At 33.2% G+C, this 20,452-nt stretch carries 15 protein-coding genes and 1 pseudogene; 7 read left to right on the plus strand and 9 right to left on the minus strand.

What is annotated here, in order from left to right; translation table 11 throughout:
* Position 1: 1 nt before the first annotated feature.
* From ACFFGL_RS14200 to ACFFGL_RS14215, 4 genes are all read right to left on the minus strand, one after another.
* Positions 2–3,262, minus strand: coding sequence for a DEAD/DEAH box helicase family protein (locus ACFFGL_RS14200; RefSeq protein ID WP_309727710.1), 3,261 nt, complete (start codon positions 3,260–3,262; stop codon positions 2–4).
* Positions 3,262–4,386 (minus strand): Fic family protein, encoded by a 1,125-nt coding sequence (locus ACFFGL_RS14205; RefSeq protein ID WP_309727711.1) that lies wholly within the window; start codon positions 4,384–4,386, stop codon positions 3,262–3,264. The genes ACFFGL_RS14200 and ACFFGL_RS14205 overlap by 1 nt, the downstream gene beginning before the upstream one ends.
* A 184-nt stretch (positions 4,387–4,570) precedes the next feature.
* Positions 4,571–5,884: a restriction endonuclease subunit S gene (locus tag ACFFGL_RS14210; RefSeq protein WP_309727712.1), complete on the minus strand. Its 1,314-nt coding sequence runs from the start codon at positions 5,882–5,884 to the stop codon at positions 4,571–4,573.
* Positions 5,884–7,998 carry an HsdM family class I SAM-dependent methyltransferase gene (locus tag ACFFGL_RS14215; protein WP_309727713.1) on the minus strand — a complete coding sequence of 705 codons (2,115 nt, stop codon included), beginning with the start codon at positions 7,996–7,998 and terminating at the stop codon, positions 5,884–5,886. The genes ACFFGL_RS14210 and ACFFGL_RS14215 overlap by 1 nt, the downstream gene beginning before the upstream one ends.
* Before the next feature lie 400 nt (positions 7,999–8,398).
* On the opposite strand from ACFFGL_RS14215, the pseudogene ACFFGL_RS14220 reads away from it, so the two are divergent.
* Positions 8,399–8,595 (plus strand): annotated as a pseudogene (locus ACFFGL_RS14220) (hypothetical protein); the annotation flags it as partial.
* Between the two features lie 66 nt (positions 8,596–8,661).
* Here the strand turns inward: ACFFGL_RS14220 and ACFFGL_RS14225 are convergent.
* From ACFFGL_RS14225 to ACFFGL_RS14245, 5 genes are all read right to left on the minus strand, one after another.
* Entirely contained in the window at positions 8,662–9,138 is a 477-nt protein-coding gene (locus ACFFGL_RS14225) for an immunoglobulin-like domain-containing protein (RefSeq protein WP_309727714.1), read from the minus strand.
* 176 nt (positions 9,139–9,314) lie between these two features.
* A complete protein-coding gene (locus tag ACFFGL_RS14230; protein WP_309727715.1) occupies positions 9,315–10,583 on the minus strand; it encodes a PIN-like domain-containing protein in 1,269 nt (422 codons plus the stop codon).
* 165 nt (positions 10,584–10,748) lie between these two features.
* The gene (locus tag ACFFGL_RS14235) at positions 10,749–11,360 is read right to left on the minus strand and encodes a RipA family octameric membrane protein (RefSeq protein ID WP_309727716.1); all 612 of its coding nucleotides are present in this window, start codon (positions 11,358–11,360) and stop codon (positions 10,749–10,751) included.
* A complete protein-coding gene (locus ACFFGL_RS14240) occupies positions 11,361–12,176 on the minus strand; it encodes a hypothetical protein (protein ID WP_309727717.1) in 816 nt (271 codons plus the stop codon).
* A gap of 131 nt (positions 12,177–12,307) precedes the next feature.
* Positions 12,308–12,508: a helix-turn-helix transcriptional regulator gene (locus ACFFGL_RS14245; RefSeq protein WP_309727718.1), complete on the minus strand. Its 201-nt coding sequence runs from the start codon at positions 12,506–12,508 to the stop codon at positions 12,308–12,310.
* A gap of 182 nt (positions 12,509–12,690) precedes the next feature.
* Between ACFFGL_RS14245 and ACFFGL_RS14250 the strand changes: the two genes are divergently transcribed.
* The 6 genes from ACFFGL_RS14250 to ACFFGL_RS14275 all read left to right on the plus strand — a co-directional run bounded on the left by ACFFGL_RS14250 (position 12,691) and on the right by ACFFGL_RS14275 (position 20,408).
* Positions 12,691–13,491: an RNA polymerase sigma factor gene (locus tag ACFFGL_RS14250; protein ID WP_309727719.1), complete on the plus strand. Its 801-nt coding sequence runs from the start codon at positions 12,691–12,693 to the stop codon at positions 13,489–13,491.
* Between the two features lie 85 nt (positions 13,492–13,576).
* A complete protein-coding gene (locus tag ACFFGL_RS14255) occupies positions 13,577–14,674 on the plus strand; it encodes a hypothetical protein (RefSeq protein ID WP_309727720.1) in 1,098 nt (365 codons plus the stop codon).
* Between the two features lie 923 nt (positions 14,675–15,597).
* Positions 15,598–15,885, plus strand: a complete 288-nt coding sequence (locus tag ACFFGL_RS14260) for a GIY-YIG nuclease family protein (protein ID WP_309727721.1) — start codon at positions 15,598–15,600, stop codon at positions 15,883–15,885.
* A gap of 694 nt (positions 15,886–16,579) precedes the next feature.
* Positions 16,580–17,317: a hypothetical protein gene (locus ACFFGL_RS14265; protein WP_309727722.1), complete on the plus strand. Its 738-nt coding sequence runs from the start codon at positions 16,580–16,582 to the stop codon at positions 17,315–17,317.
* 231 nt (positions 17,318–17,548) lie between these two features.
* Positions 17,549–18,001: a MarR family winged helix-turn-helix transcriptional regulator gene (locus tag ACFFGL_RS14270; RefSeq protein WP_309727723.1), complete on the plus strand. Its 453-nt coding sequence runs from the start codon at positions 17,549–17,551 to the stop codon at positions 17,999–18,001.
* Position 18,002: 1 nt separating this feature from the next.
* A complete protein-coding gene (locus ACFFGL_RS14275; protein WP_309727724.1) occupies positions 18,003–20,408 on the plus strand; it encodes a 3-hydroxyacyl-CoA dehydrogenase NAD-binding domain-containing protein in 2,406 nt (801 codons plus the stop codon).
* The last annotated feature ends 44 nt before the right edge of the window (positions 20,409–20,452 follow it).

The following is a 20,452-nucleotide window of genomic DNA, read 5'->3' on the forward strand; positions in this document are numbered from 1 at the left end:
ATTACTCTAATGTTTTTTCAAAATCATCACAAAGTTGATTTACAATATCTTCAGTTTCTTTAATAAAAAAATGACCTAAACTCTTTCTGTTCCTTCTAATGAATTTTTTATAAATTATAGCGAAATCTCTGTAAATTTCTTCTTCGTCAAATACTGTTTTATTACTTTTCATCTTGGCAATTAAGCGATTTCCTTCATTGTTTACATATTCGAAAAAACTATCTATTTTCTCTTGAAAATCTAAAATTAATGCTTCTATTTCCTCCTCCTCTTCATTACGCTTTTCTATTACCGCCAGAATATCAAATTTATACTGTTTAGTAGCATAAGAAGGTGTAGGTTCTTTTGTGCCAGGATTGGTATTAGGCTTATCATCTTTATCTTCTGGTGGGGCAACTATACCTATTCTATTGTCAAAATACACTTCAACTTCATCTATTAATTCTTTTGTACCTGTAATAGAGTTATAAATTATGCTATAGCGATACCAGAATTCAGTAAAATAGGTTTCACTATATTTATCATCTATCTTTAATACAAAGTTTATAAGGTTTAAGATTTTAAAATATGTATTAAGATTTTGTTTTATTTGTTTTCCTTCTTCAGGTTGTTTTCTTACTAATTGACCTATTGCATTTTCTAAATCTAATATTGATTGAATATCATCCTTATTTCCTTGCTGATATTTTTTAAATTCCTGAAAGTGTTGTTTAAAAATACTTTCTTGGTTTAATTGTTCATATAACTCTTGTAATACTAACTCTTGGCCTAATGGATCGAAATCGCTCACCACTACATTGCTGAAATGTTCGAAAGCTTTTTTTATATTTTCAACATTTACATTTTTATAAGATAGATCAATAATCTTACAATCCTTTTTATACTTCCCAGCTGTTCTGTTTACTCTTGAAATGGTTTGTATAGCATTGATACCGCTAATCTCTTTATCTAAAAATAAAGTGTGTAATTTAGGCTCATCAAATCCTGTCTGAAGCTTATCAACCACGATAATCAACCCATTTTTTTTGATTGCAAAATTTTGCAATACTTTTGCTTCTGATAAACCACCGTTTAAAGTTGTAGCGCTTTCATATTTTTGACCGTCAGAACTATACACGATATAAATTGGAGCATCTTTAAATCGTTCATATTTTTTTTCTTCTACAAAATCGTTGAAATATGACTGAATATATTTGCGATATTTTATAGCTGCTTTTATAGATGATACGGCAAACATGGCTTTTGCTGTACCTCTTATATTGTGGTAAACCGCTGTCACTAATCTTTTAGCCACAAACTTTGATATAGCCTCAATGCGCTCTTCATTTTCGTAAATACTCTTTTTACTAATTCTGTATTTTTTTCCGTTAGCATCAACGCCAGCATCTGGATTATCTGGTAAAGATTTATGTTGTATTAAACTATTATCTTCTGGTTTCTCAAAATACATTTTAGCAGATACTGGAACAATACCTAAAGTTGGATCGAGAATATAACGATCGTCAATAGCTTCTTTCATCGTATAACTATCGAAAGGCACCCAAATTTTTTCTGCTTCTGCATATTTATTAAATTCCCCAAAACGTGCTAAGGTTACATCACTAGGAGTTGCTGTAAAACCAATTATTAAATTCTTCTTTTGATTGGTTTTGATATATTCTTCGTTAGAATCAAAGCTATTTTGTAATTCATCAAATAATGAAACCATTTCTTCGTGTTGCACTCCCGAATTAGAACGATGAATTTCATCTATCAAAAAAGCTATACGCATTGTAGATAATGTTTTTACTACCTCATCATCTAAAAACTCCCTGATAGAGTTAAATTTTTGCAGGTTGACAACTACTATTCGCTTATCTGTATTTAAGGCTTCTAAGAATGATTTTTTACTATTAGCCTCTATAAACATACTGTTCTGTATGTTCATATTGTACATTTTACTATCTAACTGATCTCTTAGTTGCACTCTATCTACTACCAACATAATTTTATCGTAGACCAATTCAGCATCCTTTCTTAAGTCTTTAAGCATTAGTGATGCCCAACCGATAATATTGCTTTTACCAAAACCTGCAGCGTATTGTAAAAGTAAAGAGTAAACGTGTTTATTATTTTGGTATTTTTGACGCTTTTCTATAAGCTCTTTAGCTTTAGCTTTACCAACACCTTTCGCCTTTAATTCTTCCTTAAGTTTATTAATAAAATAATCAGGTTCATCTTCGTGGACCAAAAACTCATCTATTTTATTGATGATTTTATCGGCTCCAAATTTTTGCTTAGGTCTTGGGGCAATTAACCTACCATCATTATGCTTGTACTCTTTCTTTTTTGTTTTTTCGTTAACCACTAATTCGCGCTCAATAAAGTTGTAATACAATATTTCGCGCTCTATCATTTTTTTACCGTATAAGGCTTTAAAAACTTCTTCAAATCTTTCTTGTTTATTTGCTTCTCTATTGAAGATAGGGTAAGCTTTTAAGTCACTTTTAATTTTCAATAGAGCATCTTCAAAATCGAAGGTGTTATCTTCTACACTAGCTTTTAAACTATCATAATGATTTGCTATATTTCTTATGATAAAGGTTTCCTGAACATCTGTAGTAGTAATATGAATTGCTTTCTCGAAGATTTTCAAAAAGTCTTTGCGAATGCTTCTATCTACATCGTTACCATCGGCTATTTCTAAATAACTTATAACAGCTTTTTGATAATCTCTAGCTATTTTAGATTTACCATTTTTTACCGCAGTCTGATCGTTATAATTTGATTTTAATTCTGAATAACCTAGATATATTCCGTTTAGGAAAAAGGTTACGTCCGGGCGAAAACTAAATTGCTTTTTACCTTTATAGTAATATATATAGGGTAATTCCTGTACTACAGAAAATACATTTTCATTAAATAATCTGTCTTCGTGTACCGGACTGCCACTGGGATAAAATAAATATAATTTTACTCCTTTAAAAGTTACCGATTTATTGTTATTTATAAATAGAGCCATATTCATTGACTCTCCTATCCGCTTATTTAAAAACTCTTGAAATTCCTGTAAAAGCTGTTTTTCGTCATTTTTATACTTTTTTAATAAAGTGCGATAGGCTTTTTTATTATCTGTGGTCTCACTAATAAAATACTTTAAATCTTCTACTATAAAGTGTAATTTAGATACGGTATTGGCTTTTACTTCTTTATACTGTAACCCATCTGTACGATTGGTAAAAAAGTTCATTAAGTATTTATCTTGTAATATTAGTTCATCCATTATCTAAATAATTTTAAGTAAGCGTCAAACACATATAATTTACCTCTTTTACCACCTGTAATTTCTTTAATTATCTCTAGCTCGTCTAAATCATCTATTAAATTATAAGCTGTACGTCTTGATACTCCTGTAATCTCTTCTACCTTTTCAACATCTATCATTGGGCGTTTAAACAAATGCTGTACTATTTTTTGAGCGTTGTTGGCTCGTGAACCCAGAGTTTGTACATTTAATTCTGTATTTGTTTTTAATTTTAAAATTTCATCAAAGGTATTCACCCCTTTTTTTGCGGTTTCTATTACTCCTACTAAAAAAAATTTCAACCACTGTTTAAGGTCATTATGAGTACGAACCCGCATTAAATTATCATAATAGAGCGATTTATTACGCTCAAAAAAGTCTGATAAATACAGAATAGGTTTTTTAAGTATTTCTTTATTGACTAAATAGAGCGTAATTAATAAACGCCCTACCCGACCATTACCATCTAGAAAGGGGTGTATCGTTTCAAACTGGTAATGTATGATGCCTATTTTTAAGAGGTCTGGAAAGTATATCTCTTCATTATGTGTAAATTTTTCTAGATCACTCATTAAATCTCCTATACTATTGTGTACAGGAGGGATAAAGGTTGCATCGTTTATAGAGGCGCCACCTATCCAATTTTGGCTTGTACGAAATTCTCCAGGCAATTTATGTTCACCCCTTACGCCCTGCAATAAAATTTTATGGGTTTGCCTTATTAACCTGCTTGAAAACGGTATTTCTTTTAGCATACCAATGGCTTTTTGCATTGCCTCGATATAATTTTGAACTTCTTCCCAATCGTCACGCTTTTCGTGGCTTACATCTTCTTCTTCTAATAAGGCCTCTTCCATATTGGTTTGCGTACCCTCTATTTTACTACTTTGGGTAGCCTCTTTAAGCACGTGCATACTAATAAACAAGTCTACATCTGGTATGTGCTCACTATACATATCTAAACGCCCTAAGTGCCTATCTGCTTTAGAAAGCAACTCTACCAGCTCCATATCTTCTAAGAGCCACTGTTTGTTTACAAAATTTGGTTGAAAACTTTTGTAACTTCCCTGACTAATATACTTCCCTGCTTTAAACGATTTCATCTTAAAGTTGCATTTATTTTTTTCTTAATGCAAAATATAACTATTTTTTGCATTAAGAGATTCGCTAATGCAAAATACGTAGTTTTTTTGCACTAAGCATTTTCTTAGTGTAGAAAGTATTCTTTTTTTACAACAACAGGCTTACTAATGTAAATTATCACTACTTTTTACAATAGCATAATTACTATTGCGAATATGTTGCTACTTTAACCTTACCAGTTACTACCTCATTAATTAGGGTTTTACGCAACTCCTTTAAAGTAGTGATTTGAGTTTCTATGTTATTAACGATATTGTTTATAGTATTTGTTTTTGCTTCTAAATAAGCTGCAATTTGTTGTTGCTCTTTTTTAGTTGGCGGTATAAGAATTGAGAAATTATTAACCTTTTCCATTTTAAGATTAATACGTGTAAACCCTTTACCTTCAACTAGCATTTGCTGTCTATAAATATCACTTAAAAGCAAATAATTTATAAATGAAGCATCACTATTTTTATTAGTCAATCTAAAGCCTTTACAAAAACTATTTAAGTAAGTTTCTTTTAAATCCTCAATTAATACTGCTGATTTACCAATATCTTCATAACCTTCAGAACTCATTAAAAAGAAAATATCATTTTTCTTAACTTGATTCTGTTTTTCATTATCTTCTATTACTACAGTACCTAATTGTTTTTTATCTAAATATGTGTTAATGGCAATATTAGTAAAGGGAATAAAACCTTTATTATTTGGGTTGTCATCTTGATTAAAATCATCACCGCTCTTACCCGATAAACCACTATATAAATAGCCTAGATCTTTTAATCTAAATCTAACCCAACTTGAAACATCGCCATTTAAACCTTTCGTAATGGTTTCATTAATTAAGGTTTTGCGATAAGCTTTATGGTGCTTTATTTTCTGTTTTAATAGTTTTATTTTTTTGTCTATTGAAGTGGTTTTAGCATCTAAATAGTTGGCTATTTGGGCTTGTTCTTTTAGTGGTGGTAAGGTAAAGAACATATTTTTAAAACTCTCCTTACCAATATTTGGCTGGCCATTTCTATTTAATAAATAGTTAATTTGTTCCTCTGTAACTTGACTTGCTAATAAGAAATAAAGAAAAGTTTTATTTAGCTTTTTTTTATCTGGAAAAAAGTTACCTACACGGTAATTTTGTAAAAGCGGTTCACTAATTTTACCAACTCTTATTATTTTACCAATAGTACCACCTGTTAAAGCCATTAAAATATCATCTTGATATATTCTAATTGCCTTAAAGGAATTTAGCCTGTCCGATGCTATAAAACTACTTTTTGTCAAGTTTAAATTACCTTTAGGGTCAAGTTGCGATATTTTAACTACACGAATACCTTCATCCGTAAAATCATAATCTCTAAATTGATAACCGTGTCTTAATTTTACATTATCAATAAATCTAAAGGTTTCCCAATGTTTAGGTATATTACCCAACCACTCAATTCCAGAATCTTTGTAATCATTATACCTTTCCATTACAATGCTAATTCTTTTTCAAGTTTAGACAATTCATTTTCTAACTCTTCTAAATTCGTGGTAATTTCTTGAATAGAACGTAATTGTTCTGGCTTGTAAAACACCTTATTAAAATTAATTTCAACCCCTATTGTATTTTCTATATAAACAAAAGGTTTGGTAATGTATTTTGCCATAAAATCGGCAATGTTTTTTTGGTTTTCTACCTCGTTAGGACTGTAAGGAATTATCTCATAATCTTTCTCATAATCAGGTGTTAACTCCACAGAAATTTCAATACGCGCTTCTTTAGTTTTAGTCCCTTTTTTATAAGATGCTTTTATTACTATTTTACCGCAACCTAAAGAATTATGAGTTATGAATTTTGAATTTTGAATTTCTCCTTCCTCTATACTTTCGGTATCTGGGTTATATTGGTAAGCTAATTTTTTAGTCTCTACTATTAAGTTCCCTTCTTTGTATAGTAAATTGTTTATAAGAGGTTTTATGTGATTGGTATAATAATCTTTTAGGTCGCTGTATTTGCCAGAATTAAAAGAGGTGATTTCAAAATTTGTCACTTCGACAAGCTCAGTGTCCAAATTACCTATTTGCGTTATTTTAATAGGGTTTAACTTTATGGATTTAGCTCTGCTTTCTTCGCCTTGTTTATTCTTTTTAACAGGCAATTGGTCTTCAAAAGTTTTTCCGTTTTCATCTACATTCGTAAGCATTATAGCCTGTTTGTTATAATAAAAATGCCATTTATCAAATACCTTTGCATAGTCAGTATTTTTAAAATTGGTTAAGGTATCAACAATGGTTTTTCTGTTATCAAAAACCATTTCCCTACGCTTTTTACCTTTGCTCTTTTTTAATGGTTCCCAAAAATTACTACCATCAATCAACATTACTTTATCTTTACGCTCTTCAGTTTTATTTTTGTTAAACACCCATAGATAGGTATAAATACCTGTGTTGAAAAACTCATCTGTTGGCATTTGTATAATCGCTTCTACCCAATCGTTATCAAAGAAGTATTTACGAATATTACTCTCACCACTACCTGCATCACCACTAAATAAGGTTGAGCCATTATGTACCACAACAGAAAGCCCTTTATTGTCAAGTAGTGATAATATGTGTTGGGTAAATAAAAACTGACCATCTGAAATGGAAGGCAAATCGTGAAAACGTTCGGTTTGGTCGTTGACAATGTCTTTTCTGTAACCTTTCCAGTCAACGCCGTAAGGTGGATTCGCTACGATAACATCAAAATCTTTCCCTTCAAATTTTCTATTTACTAGCGTATTCCCATAACGTATATCTGAATCTGTACGGAAGCGGCTTTCTATTTTTGCTAAAGCGTATAAACTATCACTCCAATCTTCACCATAGGTTTTTGTAGGTCTGTTAAACTTTTCTTTTATTCTATCTTCTACACCAAACAGCAAGTTACCACCACCACAGGTTGGGTCGTATATGGTTAAAAACTCGTTATTATCTTCAATTTTAGATAATATAATTTCTGAAATTAAGGATATAATATCATCAGGTGTATATTGCTCTCCAGCAGTTTCAGCAGAAATATCTGCCCATTTACGTTTTATATGTTCTTCAAGAGTTGTTATATCCGAGTTATTAAATGGTGTTAAATCTATCTCACTCCATTTTTTTAGGGTATCAAAAAGAATATCTTTTTTACGTAGTTGACCGCTAACGCCTGAAATATCTAAATACTTCTCTTCTGTATTCCCTCTATCAACCCCTAAAAGCTCTTTTGTTTCTGGGTCGAATGCTTTTAAGTAAGCATCAAAATCGTTATCAAAAGTTTTATCGTTTCTGCATATTTCAGCTAGTGTTTTTTGACTTCTAATTACTAAATCATTGTACCCAATATTGTAATCTTTAAATTCTTCCAGAAAGTCTTCTATATTTTCAATGTCTTTAATCGTTTCTGCATCAAAGTCTTTTAATAACTCTTTGTAATGCCTAACTAATCTACTTTCCAACATTATCATTGCAAAGTAAGGCATCATATATTTTGGGAAGTCTGATTGCTTAATTCCTGCACCAATTAAAAGGTCGGCAGTTGACCATACTTTAGATTCGTACTGTAGTATATTTTGGCTCATAATTTTTAAATGTGGTGAGATTGTTTCCAAAAATAGAAATCTTTTTTGAATAGGGTTTAGGGAAAACCGCATAATTGCAATAACGTTTACCTAAACTTGAGCCAGGCTAACTTTATAAGATAATCTGAAATAAAGACATTTAAAGTTCATGCAACAAAAATTGCTTCAAAGAGAAAAAGTAAAAATGATTACCTTATTTCAAGCTTTAGTGAATTTTCAAGATATACAGTAAAATCACCCTATTTCTAAAAAGTTTACTAAGTTTCATGATTTATTCAATCCCTATAATCATCTGCATTCATTTTCCCTCGTAACAAGTTGGCTATAGCCCTAATTGTTTTTGAGTGCTTTCTTTTGTTCTTCAGCCATGGAATGCTTTGGTAAGCAATGTTATTTAGCAAAATATAACCAAGCTTGCAGAGAAATTTATGAACGAATCATAGCACTTGTCTCCGACGATTGAGAAACGAAAAAGAGAAAAACACAATCAAAAAATTGGCATTAATAGCAGTGTCTAACAAACTATTAAAGCAAGCTTTTGCAATTGCAAAAAGTGGATTGCCATACCAAGAAGAATATGTATCGAAATTAAACTAGAAAAGCTTGGTTTTTAACTCAGATCTTTGTTAGCGGTTCTGGTTTTATTCTTAAAAGCATTTTTGTTTAATTTATTTCAAATTCCACATAAATATCAAAACTCTCATTCGTTTGTTGATAATCAGATTTTAAATAATTTTTTGCGATTCTATATTTTCCCAGTTTATAATCGATTTTATTTTTAAATAAATTCTTATTAAAGGTTTTTTCACCATAAGGTTTTAATTCATATCCGATATCATTAAATGCTACATCTTTTGGAGTAAAATCTATCCATTCGTTATTTTCAAATTTTTCAATACGAAAGTGCTCACCTGTGGTTATTGTATCATTTGTATTATTAGTCATCGTTACATTTATAATATTTGGAATTTCGGATAATTTCAGTTCTGCGGATACCAACGAAAGTTTTGGGGTTTGCTTGATGGTATCAGATTTTTGTTCGCTGATAACCTCAGTCGGATTTTCTGATTGGTTCGTTTTAATTTGATTGCAACTTAATAATACGATTGCCGAAATAGTTAATATGATATACTTTTTCATCCTTATTTTAAGTTCATTAAGTTGACATTATCACCTGACCGACAACGGTTTTGAATACTATTCATTCACGGGTTGTTGCAAACTAAGATAGCTATAATTACCGACTTTTATGCTTGCGCGGTTGTGTTCGCAGGACACAAAGCCGCAATTGTTGTTATACGGTGTTGTGCATAGTCTTATCTTTCCCTAAACATATCTTCGTCAGGAATATCGTAATGATTATCCCAAAAATAACCAACAAAATCTGGACTTTTTAATATTGTTGCGTTCTCAATACTTATTTGGTCGTAGTTATGTATATTTTCTGGGTATTCCCAAATTTCAAATTTGAGTTTTGTTTGTATTCTACAATAAGCACATTTTAGATTTTCCTCCATAAGATAATGATTCTCAACTCCCATTTCTCTTTCAGAGCTTTCTACACATTCAAACTCATAATTTAAAAGATCTTCGGAAATAATCGTAGCATTTCCACATTGATTACATTTATAAATAAGTTCTTTTTCATTTCTATTATTAATAATGTTAGAAATTTCCTCAATTTTCGCATCGGCTATATCTAATTGCAATAATTCTTTTGCTTTATAAACAAATTGAGATTGATTATACATCCAAAATTGTTTTTGATGATTATCATTAAATTCTTTGATAAGTTCTTCTCGAGGACTTTTTATTCTGTTTCTTGAATCTTTGTAGCACCAATCAATTTTTAAATCATTACAAATAAAAATCACATTTTGTTTTTTATCTTTTGCGTGAGATAATATCTGTTTCCAAACAATTAAATCTCCGAAAATCTGCGTTCCACTCTTTTCCTTCAAATCTTTATATCCTGGTGGAATTTCAAATTCATATCTTAATTTTCCCTCAGAGACAATCCTCATAATCTCAGAATGTGTAAGTTCTGGACCAACTTTAATATTTTCCTCAAAAGCCTTTAAGATTGTATCATTTTTTTGTAAAGATTTAATTTCATTTTCTTGTTTATCAATTTCTACGATTAAATCCTTTTCAAATTTTTGAACTCTTTTGTCAATCTCTTTTGCAAATTCGATAAATTCATCAATCTTTTCTTGAGGTAAAAAGGGATGTTTTTCAGGCTTTAGAGTATCTTTTTTTATTTGTTCAGAAATTTTTAATATTTGAGATTTAGCAGAGTTGATTATCTTAATTTTTTCATTCTTTATTGGATTATAATTTTCAATTATCGGTTTTTCTATAGTTCCCTTTCTGTTTTTAAGATACTCAAATTGGACGTGATAAGGAACCCATAATCTATTTTTAAGTTTTGAAAATATTTTGTCAAATATTTCTTGTCTTGTTTCTTTTGGATAATAATAAAAATCGATTAGCGCAGATGTATCAAAAATGACAATTGAATCATTCCAAAGTTCTTTTTCTTTATCAGAATTTAGTTCATATTCTTCAAAACTTTTTCTGTTCATCAATTCTCGATTTTTTTCATATGTTGCACAACGGTCTCGGCTATGAGTAGTTGCGTGGTTTAGCGGTTAACTTTGCAAGTACACACCAAACTGAAAATCCGAAAGGATTTTCAGAAGTAGGCGAGAACAAGCAATTACTTATAGCCATTGTTGTGCAACGTTATTTTATCTATTTTGTTCAATTTCCAAATCAGGGAAATGGTCAATTTTACTTTTTAATAAATACTTTGGTATAAAATAACTTAATAGCAAAGTAATAAATAGCGAAACTAAAATTTCCCAAATGATATAAATATCTATTTCTTTTAATTTCTCCAATAGTAATATTCCCCAAACTACAGTAATTATAAATGAAAATAATATGGCAATTTTAGAAGTCGAAATATTTGCTCCACTAATTGGATTAATGTAATTATTTTGTGTCTTTTTGTTTGCAAAAACAGAATATACTCGTTTCTTCTTTTTTAGTTTCAAAGTGTTGGTTTCACAGTCATTCACCAAAGTAATAAAATTGATGTTCCAAAAATAATAACCTTTGCTTGACCAGTACCAAAAGAGAGAAGTAATGTATCCTAGAACTATTAAGATTATTTTCTCATTACGTAAATCTTCTGTGCTGGAAATTGTATAATATCCAACAAACAAAGCGCCGATAGCTACATAAAAATAAGTCATCCATTTGTTGAAATTATCGTAATGAAAATTTCTTGCATTTATTAAGAATTCATATCGTTCTTTTGGTGTCAGTTTTTTTGGATTTGTGTCTAGGTTAGTCATTTACTTTTTTATAATATTTTGTCCGTCTTCTGGGTATGGAATGTCCTCAATATCATTTGTACAATTACAAATTTTTCTAAAAATCTCTTTTAATTTAATCGCTATTTCAAGATATACAAATTGATTTGTTCCAACTTGGCTAAAAATTTGTTTATCCTCAAATTCAAAAACTGTATCTCCAAATTCATATTTAAAATAGTTTCCACGATAGTATCCGTTCGAGTGAATCATACAATTACGTAATTTTCCAACAAACTCAACAAACTCTCTATCTTCTTTCAGTGTGTCAGGATAACAATTAGGTATCCTTTTTAATATGAAATTCATTTTTCTAAAAAGAGGGACAAAAGATGATTTTTTTAAGATGTCTAAAATTAGAGTTTTACTACTTTCTTCAAGTGATGAAATAGCTTTAACAAGTTTTGCATTTAGTTTTTTTATTATCGATTCATACTCGTGGTCAGTTACCAAATAGTCAAAGATTAATGAGATTGAAAATTCGAAAGCTGTCCAAGTTCCAAAAATAACATTGCGATTTAAATCATTGTGAAATCCTGCGGAAAGCATTGGATGTCCTTGAATTTCATATAGACGCTTTGCGTGAGGATTAAAATCATAAATATCACTAGTAAAAGCCACTTTTCCCTGTCCAAGATATTCAGCTAATCTAAAAGTGCTTTTGCCAATGTAAAAGTCATAAATTCCAGAATAGTAGAGTCCAAAAAAACTGTGTCTTACATCATCTTCGTGCCATTTTAATTCGGAAATTTCGACCTTAATGTTTTCTGTTAAAGCAAGTAGTTCATCTAAGGTCATTGTCTTGTTTTATAATGTTGTACAACTAGTTATATCCTAACAAATATATATGTTTATAATATATTATTCCGTGATAACAGAACTTTTTTGTTATGGTTATATAAGAAAGAATAAAGATTAAAGCACAACAATTAAAATTTTAAAAGTTGATAAAAATCTACTTTTAAAGCTTTAGCAATTTCGTATAAAGAATATATAGTAGGGTTAACTTTTCCGTTTTCTAATTTTTCAATTGCTTGTCGATCCTTACCGCATTCGCGTGCTAAATCAGATTGGTTCCATCCCTTTTTGGTACGTAACTCAACAATCCGATTACCGACTTTCTTTTTCAATTGATCCCTTGTCATCTAACAAATGTCAATCTATTCAATTACATTTTTGTCATATTAAAATACGACAATCCAAATAATTTTATATATTTGTCATATAATAATACGACAAATTAACATCTTAAATACGATTTCAATATTTTTAAATATGGATGATAAATGTATTTTATTAAACACGAAATCTTATGCAAACCAAAGACTTTCAAAACCTCAAACAAGGCAAGCCCATCGCTTTAGAACACCTCTATCAACAATACAGTCGCATGCTTTTTTGGCTCGGCAAGCAATTGATACGGGATGAGTTTGTAATTGAAACCTTGGTGCAAGAAAGTTTTTTAAAACTATGGAAACATCGAGACACCCTAGAAACACCCAAGCATATCTTCTTTTTCCTCCGCTATGTCATGAAACGGGAATGTACCTATTACTACTGCCGGCCCCGCAACCATTTTCAACGCTCCATTAATCGGCTTAGTTTTTACGGGAATTATGAGGATTATATGCTGGGGCACGATCCGGTGGCCGAAGAAGACGAACATTTATTGGAACAGGAAGCTACCCAACAAACTTTTGAACAGGTTAAAAACGTACTCCCCTACTTGAGTGCCGAGCGAAGTCGGTTGATCGAACTTTGCATTACCTATGGCTTTCAATACAAAGCCATTGCCGAGGTGATGGGAAAAGGAATTACCGAAACCGCTAACGAGGTAAAACGTGCCATTGCCGAACTTAAAACCATCCTGCAGCAAGACAATCGGCTTACATCGGAAGAAAAACCTCAAGAAACAATAAGACTACAGGGCGAAATGACCACCGCGCAAGCCAAGGTGTTTCAACTGCGCTGCGAACGAGATTATTCATTCGCGCGTATCGCGGAAGAATTGAACTGCTCCCAAAAACAAGCCCAACAGGAATTTATGAACGCCTATACCTTTATGCAGCAACAATACGAACAACAAACAAACTCCTTCGGGGCAAGCCTCTAAAGCATTCGTTAGAAACAAATTTTCAATTTCAAGGCAAGCCTTGGGAGAGTAATCCCGTTGGCGGTGCCAAAAACCAGCATTTAAGATGAAAAAGAACAGCATCAAACTTACCCGAAAAATACAAGTGGTAGTCGATCTCCCTACCGCGGAAGAACGAAAAGAAGCCATCGGCAAACTTTACGATTGGCAAGACCGCAGCTATAGAACCGCCAACATCATGCTTACCCATCTGTTTGTACAGGATACACTAAAAGAGTTCTTTTACCTATCCGAAGGGATTAACTCTAAATTAGTCGATGAACAAAAAGACGAAGCCGGTATCTTACAAACCTCCCGGATGAATACCATCTATCAGGTGACTTCAAAACGCTTTAAAGGCAAGATGCCCACCAACATTATTTCCTGCCTAAAAGCAAGCTTGTATAGTAACTTTAAAAAGAATAAGGACGCCTATTGGCGGGGCGAGCGGTCGCTGATGAATTTTAAAAAAGATATGCCTTTTCCCTTTACCACAGAAGGGATGAGCACACTGGTCTATGACAAAGAAAAGAAAGCCTTTTGCTTTCGCTTGTTTAAAATTCCGTTAAAAACCTATTTAGGCCGCGATCATAGCGATAAGTGGAAATTGTTGCAGCGCGTCACCCAAGGGGAATTGAAATTATGCACCTCGCATTTACAGCTGAAAGACGGAAAGACCTTCTGGCTGGCGGTATTTGAATTGGAAAAAGAAAGGCATGCCTTAAAGCCGGGCGTGGTAGCCGAAGCTTCCCTCTCCTTGGAATATCCGCTCGTGGTTAAAGTCGGTACCAAACGATTTCCCATCGGCACCAAAGAAGAGTTTCTACACCGAAGACTCGCCATACAAGCCGCTCGCAAACGGGCACAGGTGGGCGTGACCTATGCCAAATCGGGCAAAGGACGCAAACGGAAATTAAAAGCCTTGGAAACCTATTATCAAATGGAGCGCAACTATATCAGCAATCGCTTACACCTCTATAGCCGGAGATTGATCGATTTCTGCATTCAAGAACAAGCAGGAACTTTAATGCTGATGAACCAAGAAGATAAAATAGGCATCGCAAAAAAAGAAGCATTTGTATTTCGCAATTGGAGCTATTATGAATTAATCACCAAGATAAAATACAAAGCCAACAAAGCCGGCATCGAAGTCCTCGTTGGGTAACAAGCTAGTAGTGAGCAGTTGGTATTTAGTAGGTAGTAGTGAATATTGAGTAAGGAGTATTGAGAATTTAGTAGGTAAGAGTTAATGAGGAATTTTGAATTTTAAATGTTGAATAGTTAGCCTGTCACTTCGAGCGATTTTGGACAAGCCTTAGCGAGGGTGAAATTGTATCGAGAAGCAGTTTTAGAGAATAAAAATTAGTTTAGAATTTTAAACCCGGCCTACTTTTCATGAATGTAGCAAAATCAAGAAAAAACTTAGCGATAGATGGGGAGGATTGCCTAGCGCAGCGGTTGCGATCCGCAGGCTAAAGTTTTTTTAGCAGATTTTCAAATTCAGGAAAATAAGCCTAGATCTTTTTGTTACTTTTTACAGCAATGGTAAAAAGTAAATAGCATTAGTTTCGTAAGCCTAGACTTTTGATTCTTTTTAACAATGAAAAAGAAGAGAATAAAAGTTAGTTTTAATTTTTAAGATAAAAACGGCCTATCGAAAATAGCTCGTAAAATTTGAAGAGCAGGCTTCGTAAAATTTTAGGCTGTTTGAACGAAGTGAGTTCCTAAAATTTAGGAGACAATCAATAAATTTAGAGCTAGTTTCGTAAGCCTAGACTTTTGATTCTTTTGGGCAATGAAAAAGAATAAAACATGATTTAAAATTGGGAATTAAAATAATTATCGAGGGTGCTTGCACACCCGTAAGGTGAGGTATCATTTACACTCACTAAGTGTTTTACACCTGCAACGCGTGGGTTCTCTTATTTTTTAGCTTGTACCCCGAAATATTGAAGAATAAAATGAAGCCAAAGATCATCTCAAGACCCCCCAAAGACTGTCAGTTCGAGTGGTTTTTGATGAAATGAAATGGAGTCAAAAAGTGTATCGAGAACAACCTCAATCTTAAAAATTACATATATTTAAACGATGAAGTTATATTTTGTCTATATATTAGAATGTGCTGACGGAACATTTTACACAGGTGTTACCTCAAACCTAACTAAACGATTATCTGAACATTGTTCGGGCGAACATATAAATTCATACACCTATAAACGCCGACCGATAAACTTGGTTTTTTACACAAATTTTACTGAAATTAATTATGCCATAGCCTTTGAAAAAAAGATTAAAAAATGGTCTAAAGTAAAAAAACAAGCTTTAATAAATTCTGAATATAAAAAGCTTCCCAATCTATCTAAGAAAAAGTTTTAGTTTTTATCCGTGTCAGTTCGAGTGGTTTTATGAAGTGCAACGGAAATAAAACTATATCGAGAACAACCTCAACATACAAAGCTTCTCGATACTATTCCTTCCACCACCATTACGGCAATCACTGGAAGTGACAAAAAACAAGACTGTCAGTTCGAGTGGTTTTTGATGAAATGAAATGGAGTCAAAAAGTATATCGAGAACAACCTCAACATAAAAAACTTCTCGATACTATTCCTTTCATTCAAATTACATGTAATCACTCGGAGTGACAAAAAACAAGACTGTCAGTTCGAGTGGTTTTTGATGAAATGAAATGGAGTCAAAAAGTGTATCGAGAACAACATCAACATAAAAAACTTCTTGATACTATTCCTTTCATTCACATTACATGTAATCACTCAAAATGAAAACCACAATCTAAAAAATCCCCACTCCCTACTCCATCCTCAATACTCATTACTAACTACTAATTCACCCTCCCAAATCTCAATTTTCGCTTAAAAATACGTATCTTCATTCAATCAAATTACTGTATTACAATTATTTAAAAAACAATCGAGTTTAAAATAAGGTATGATAACTGCAAGTTGAGTCCAATATAATTCCAATATAACTGCAATAATTTCCGAAGAATTATTGGAGATGCCTTCGAGTTAGTTTAGTACCCTATCGAAACTATTCAAAAAAACAAACGATGGCATACTTAGGAAAAAATAACAGAATAACCGGAAGTTTAGGAGATTTGGTTTTTCGTACCGTCAATGGAAAAACGATAGTACAGCGCAAACCGGAAAAAAACCAAGTAAAACAAACGGAACGTACCAAAAAGGCCTCTTCCGATTTTGGAAGAGCCTCTACGCTGGCTAAAAAAATAAGAATTGGACTAAAACTATATAGCCGTGGCTTTGCCGACTCCAAATCTTTTTACCGTTTGCGCACACGCCTTCAATTGGCCGCTCGTACCGATAATCCGGCACCCATTGGGGAGAAAAAACTTTGGGGTGGAAAACCAAAACTACTTGAAGGTTTTGAGTTTAATGAGCACAGCCCTTATGAACGCTATTGCCGGTTGACGATGAGTGAAATAGTGCTGAGTACACAAAAATTACACTTTAAATTGGATGCATTTAAGCCCAAAAAAGCGATTACTTGGCCTGCCAAAGCAGAGAAAGCCGAGCTGTGCTTTTGGATGAGCGTACACCGCCAAAAGGATGACCTGCCCATACAAGAAGAATTGTTCAAGCTAGCGGTAAGCTCTGATGATGAAACAATCCCGGAAACTACTTTTACCAGCAAAACCTTAGAGTCACCGGCGATGGTTTATCTTTGGAGCGGCATATTGTATTACCAATACGACGCATTATTGGGGTGGGTATGCATGAACCACAAAGCGTTACATCCCCTAAGGTTACAAAAGGTGGTAAAAAGTTAAGGAAGATGAATAAAAATGGAATTTTTAGCGATCCTTGTTTCTTATCCCTAAAAATCAACCCTACCTTAAAGCTCCCTACCTCCCAACAACTTTAATATTCAATTGAATAACAAATTATTAACACTGCTTTTTCGTAAAAAAATAACATTCCTTTTATCTTTAATAAAATTTAGCTTCGTTTATTATGCGTGCATAATATTTTTTTCTATATTTGAAAGAAGAATTAAAATCATGAGAGAAAAAACCATCGATTATGTACTCAGAGCCACGTGGATTGCCGTCGCGAAGATGTATAATGAAGAAGCCGGTAAAAAAGGCAGTACAATGGCTACAGGTTTTGCCTTATTGAATATTGACCCAGAGGAAGGAACACCCTCTACCTCACTCGGTCCAAAAATGGGAATGGAAGCAACTAGTCTTTCACGAACCTTGCGAGCGATGGAAGATAAAGGGTTAATTGTGCGGAAAAAAAACCCTGAAGATGGTAGAAGCGTATTAATCCAACTCACCGAATTTGGTCGTGAAATGCGCGAATTTTCAAAAGGAGTTGTGCTTCGCTTTGATGAAGTAGTGAAAGAAGCTATTTCTGAAGAAGACTTAAAAACTTTCAATAATGTAGCTAACACGATTATGGAAATGATTAACAACAAAAAAATATATAAATCTGAAACTTCCTTAAAATAATATGAAAAGAAGAATCAATAAAGTTGCAGTTATCGGTTCAGGAATTATGGGAAGCGGAATTGCCTGTCATTTTGCCAATATTGGCGTAGAGGTACTTTTGCTTGATATTGTTCCCAGAGAACTCAACGAAAAAGAAAAGAAAAAAGGCTTAACCCTAGAAGACAAAGAAGTTAGAAATAGAGTAGTAAATGAATCTTTACAATCCTCTTTAAAATCGAAGCCCTCTCCTATTTACCATAAAGATTTTGCCAATCGAATTAAAACCGGAAATCTGGAAGATGACATTTCAAAAGTTTCAGAAGTAGATTGGATTATCGAAGTCGTGGTAGAAAAACTGGATATCAAGAAAAAAGTTTTTGATGATCTCGAAAAACATCGAAAAGAAGGAACTTTAATTACTTCCAACACGTCTGGAATTCCTATAAAATATATGAGTGAAGGAAGAAGTGAAGATTTCCAAAAACATTTCTGCGGAACACACTTTTTCAATCCACCGCGTTATTTACGTTTATTCGAAATTATTCCGGGACCCAAAACTTCAGAAGAAACCTTAGATTTTCTCCATATGTATGGGGAGAAATTCCTCGGAAAAAACTCGGTAGTCGCCAAAGACACGCCGGCTTTTATCGGAAATAGAATTGGAATTTTCAGTATCATGAGTCTTTTCCATACCGTAAAAGATATGGATATGACTATTGAAGAAGTCGATAAATTAACCGGTCCGGTAATTGGGCGTCAAAAATCTGCCACCTTCAGAACGGTAGATGTGGTTGGTTTAGACACCTTGGTTCATGTGGCGAACGGCTTATATGAAAATGTGCCTGATGATGAACAGCACGAACTTTTTAAACTTCCCGATTTTATTGAAACCATGATGGAAAAGGAATGGTTGGGAAGTAAAAGCGGACAAGGGTTTTATAAAAAAATTAAGAAAGAAGATGGTTCTAGCGAAATAAAATCACTCGATTTAGAAACCATGGAGTATCGCGATAGAAAAAGCGCGAAATTCGACACGCTAGAGCAAACCAAAACAATCGATAAAGTTGAAGATCGTTTTGAAGTCTTAATCAACGGAAAAGATAAAGCAGGCGATTTTTACCGAAAAAATTTCTCCGCGCTTTTCGCGTATGTTTCTAACCGAATTCCTGAAATATCAGACGAGCTTTATAAAATAGACGATGGTATGAAAGCTGGTTTCGGCTGGGAACACGGTCCGTTCCAAATTTGGGATGCTATCGGCGTAAAAAAAGGAATTGAAATGATGAAAGCTGAAGGTTACGAACCGGCTGCTTGGGTGAATGAAATGCTAGAAAGTGGAAACGAAAGTTTCTACACCGTTAAGGAAGGAAATACGTATTACTACAGCATTCCTGATAAAAAGCAAGCTAAAATTCCTGGTCAAGATGCGTTTATCATTCTAGATAACATTCGTGAATCGAAAGAGGTTTTCAAAAACAGCGGAGTTGTAGTAGAAGATCTTGGCGATGGAATTTTAAATGTTGAATTCCGTAGTAAAATGAATTCTATTGGGGGCGACGTACTCGATGGGATTAATAAAGCGATTGACATTGCTGAAAAAGATTATCAAGGTTTAGTCGTAGCAAATGATGGAAAAAACTTTTCTGTCGGCGCTAATATCGGGATGATTTTTATGATGGCGGTAGAGCAAGAATATGATGAATTGAATATGGCGATCAAGTATTTTCAAGACACGATGATGCGGATGCGTTATTCTTCAATTCCAACGGTTGCAGCTCCTCATAATATGGCCTTAGGTGGCGGTTGTGAACTTTCACTTCATGCCGATAAAGTGGTCGCGCACGCTGAAACTTACATTGGTTTAGTTGAATTTGGCGTTGGGGTAATTCCTGGCGGCGGTGGTTCTAAAGAAATGACGGTAAGAGCTTCCGAAACTTTTGAAAAAGATGATGTGGAATTAAACAGACTTCGTGAACATTTCCTAACGATCGGAATGGCAAAAGTGTCAACTTCTGCTTACGAAGCGTTTGATACCAATATTCTTCAAAAAGGAAAAGACGTTATTGTGGTAAATAAAGACCGTCAATTAGCGATCGCTAAAAAACACGCCTTGTTGATGGCAGAAAATGGCTATACAAAACCTATTCAACGTAGCAATATAAAAGTTTTAGGAAAGCAAGCGCTTGGAGCATTTTACGTGGGGACAGATCAAATGAATGCCGGAAATTATATTAGCGATCACGATAAGAAAATCGCCAACAAGTTAGCCTACGTCATGGCAGGCGGCGATTTATCTGAGGCTTCTTATGTGAGTGAACAATATTTACTGGATTTAGAACGAGAAGCATTTTTATCGCTAACCGGAGAACGCAAAACCCTAGAACGACTTCAACATATGTTGAAAAAAGGAAAACCGCTTCGAAACTAATCGTATAGTGTATAATGTAGATTGTATACTGTAAAATAGAAATG

It is taken from the genome of Mesonia maritima (genome assembly GCF_042433895.1).
In the GTDB taxonomy this organism is placed as follows: domain Bacteria; phylum Bacteroidota; class Bacteroidia; order Flavobacteriales; family Flavobacteriaceae; genus Mesonia; species Mesonia maritima.

What these genes read in the sequence shown, in the direction of transcription:
- ACFFGL_RS14200 (WP_309727710.1), bottom strand. Translation starts at nt 3,262, where the DNA reads ATGGATGAACTAATATTACAAGATAAATACTTAATGAACTTTTTTACC.
- ACFFGL_RS14205 (WP_309727711.1), bottom strand. Translation starts at nt 4,386, where the DNA reads ATGAAATCGTTTAAAGCAGGGAAGTATATTAGTCAGGGAAGTTACAAA.
- ACFFGL_RS14210 (WP_309727712.1), bottom strand. Translation starts at nt 5,884, where the DNA reads ATGGAAAGGTATAATGATTACAAAGATTCTGGAATTGAGTGGTTGGGT.
- ACFFGL_RS14215 (WP_309727713.1), bottom strand. Translation starts at nt 7,998, where the DNA reads ATGAGCCAAAATATACTACAGTACGAATCTAAAGTATGGTCAACTGCC.
- ACFFGL_RS14225 (WP_309727714.1), bottom strand. Translation starts at nt 9,138, where the DNA reads ATGAAAAAGTATATCATATTAACTATTTCGGCAATCGTATTATTAAGT.
- ACFFGL_RS14230 (WP_309727715.1), bottom strand. Translation starts at nt 10,583, where the DNA reads ATGAACAGAAAAAGTTTTGAAGAATATGAACTAAATTCTGATAAAGAA.
- ACFFGL_RS14235 (WP_309727716.1), bottom strand. Translation starts at nt 11,360, where the DNA reads ATGACTAACCTAGACACAAATCCAAAAAAACTGACACCAAAAGAACGA.
- ACFFGL_RS14240 (WP_309727717.1), bottom strand. Translation starts at nt 12,176, where the DNA reads ATGACCTTAGATGAACTACTTGCTTTAACAGAAAACATTAAGGTCGAA.
- ACFFGL_RS14250 (WP_309727719.1), top strand. Translation starts at nt 12,691, where the DNA reads ATGCAAACCAAAGACTTTCAAAACCTCAAACAAGGCAAGCCCATCGCT.
- ACFFGL_RS14255 (WP_309727720.1), top strand. Translation starts at nt 13,577, where the DNA reads ATGAAAAAGAACAGCATCAAACTTACCCGAAAAATACAAGTGGTAGTC.
- ACFFGL_RS14260 (WP_309727721.1), top strand. Translation starts at nt 15,598, where the DNA reads ATGAAGTTATATTTTGTCTATATATTAGAATGTGCTGACGGAACATTT.
- ACFFGL_RS14265 (WP_309727722.1), top strand. Translation starts at nt 16,580, where the DNA reads ATGGCATACTTAGGAAAAAATAACAGAATAACCGGAAGTTTAGGAGAT.
- ACFFGL_RS14270 (WP_309727723.1), top strand. Translation starts at nt 17,549, where the DNA reads ATGAGAGAAAAAACCATCGATTATGTACTCAGAGCCACGTGGATTGCC.
- ACFFGL_RS14275 (WP_309727724.1), top strand. Translation starts at nt 18,003, where the DNA reads ATGAAAAGAAGAATCAATAAAGTTGCAGTTATCGGTTCAGGAATTATG.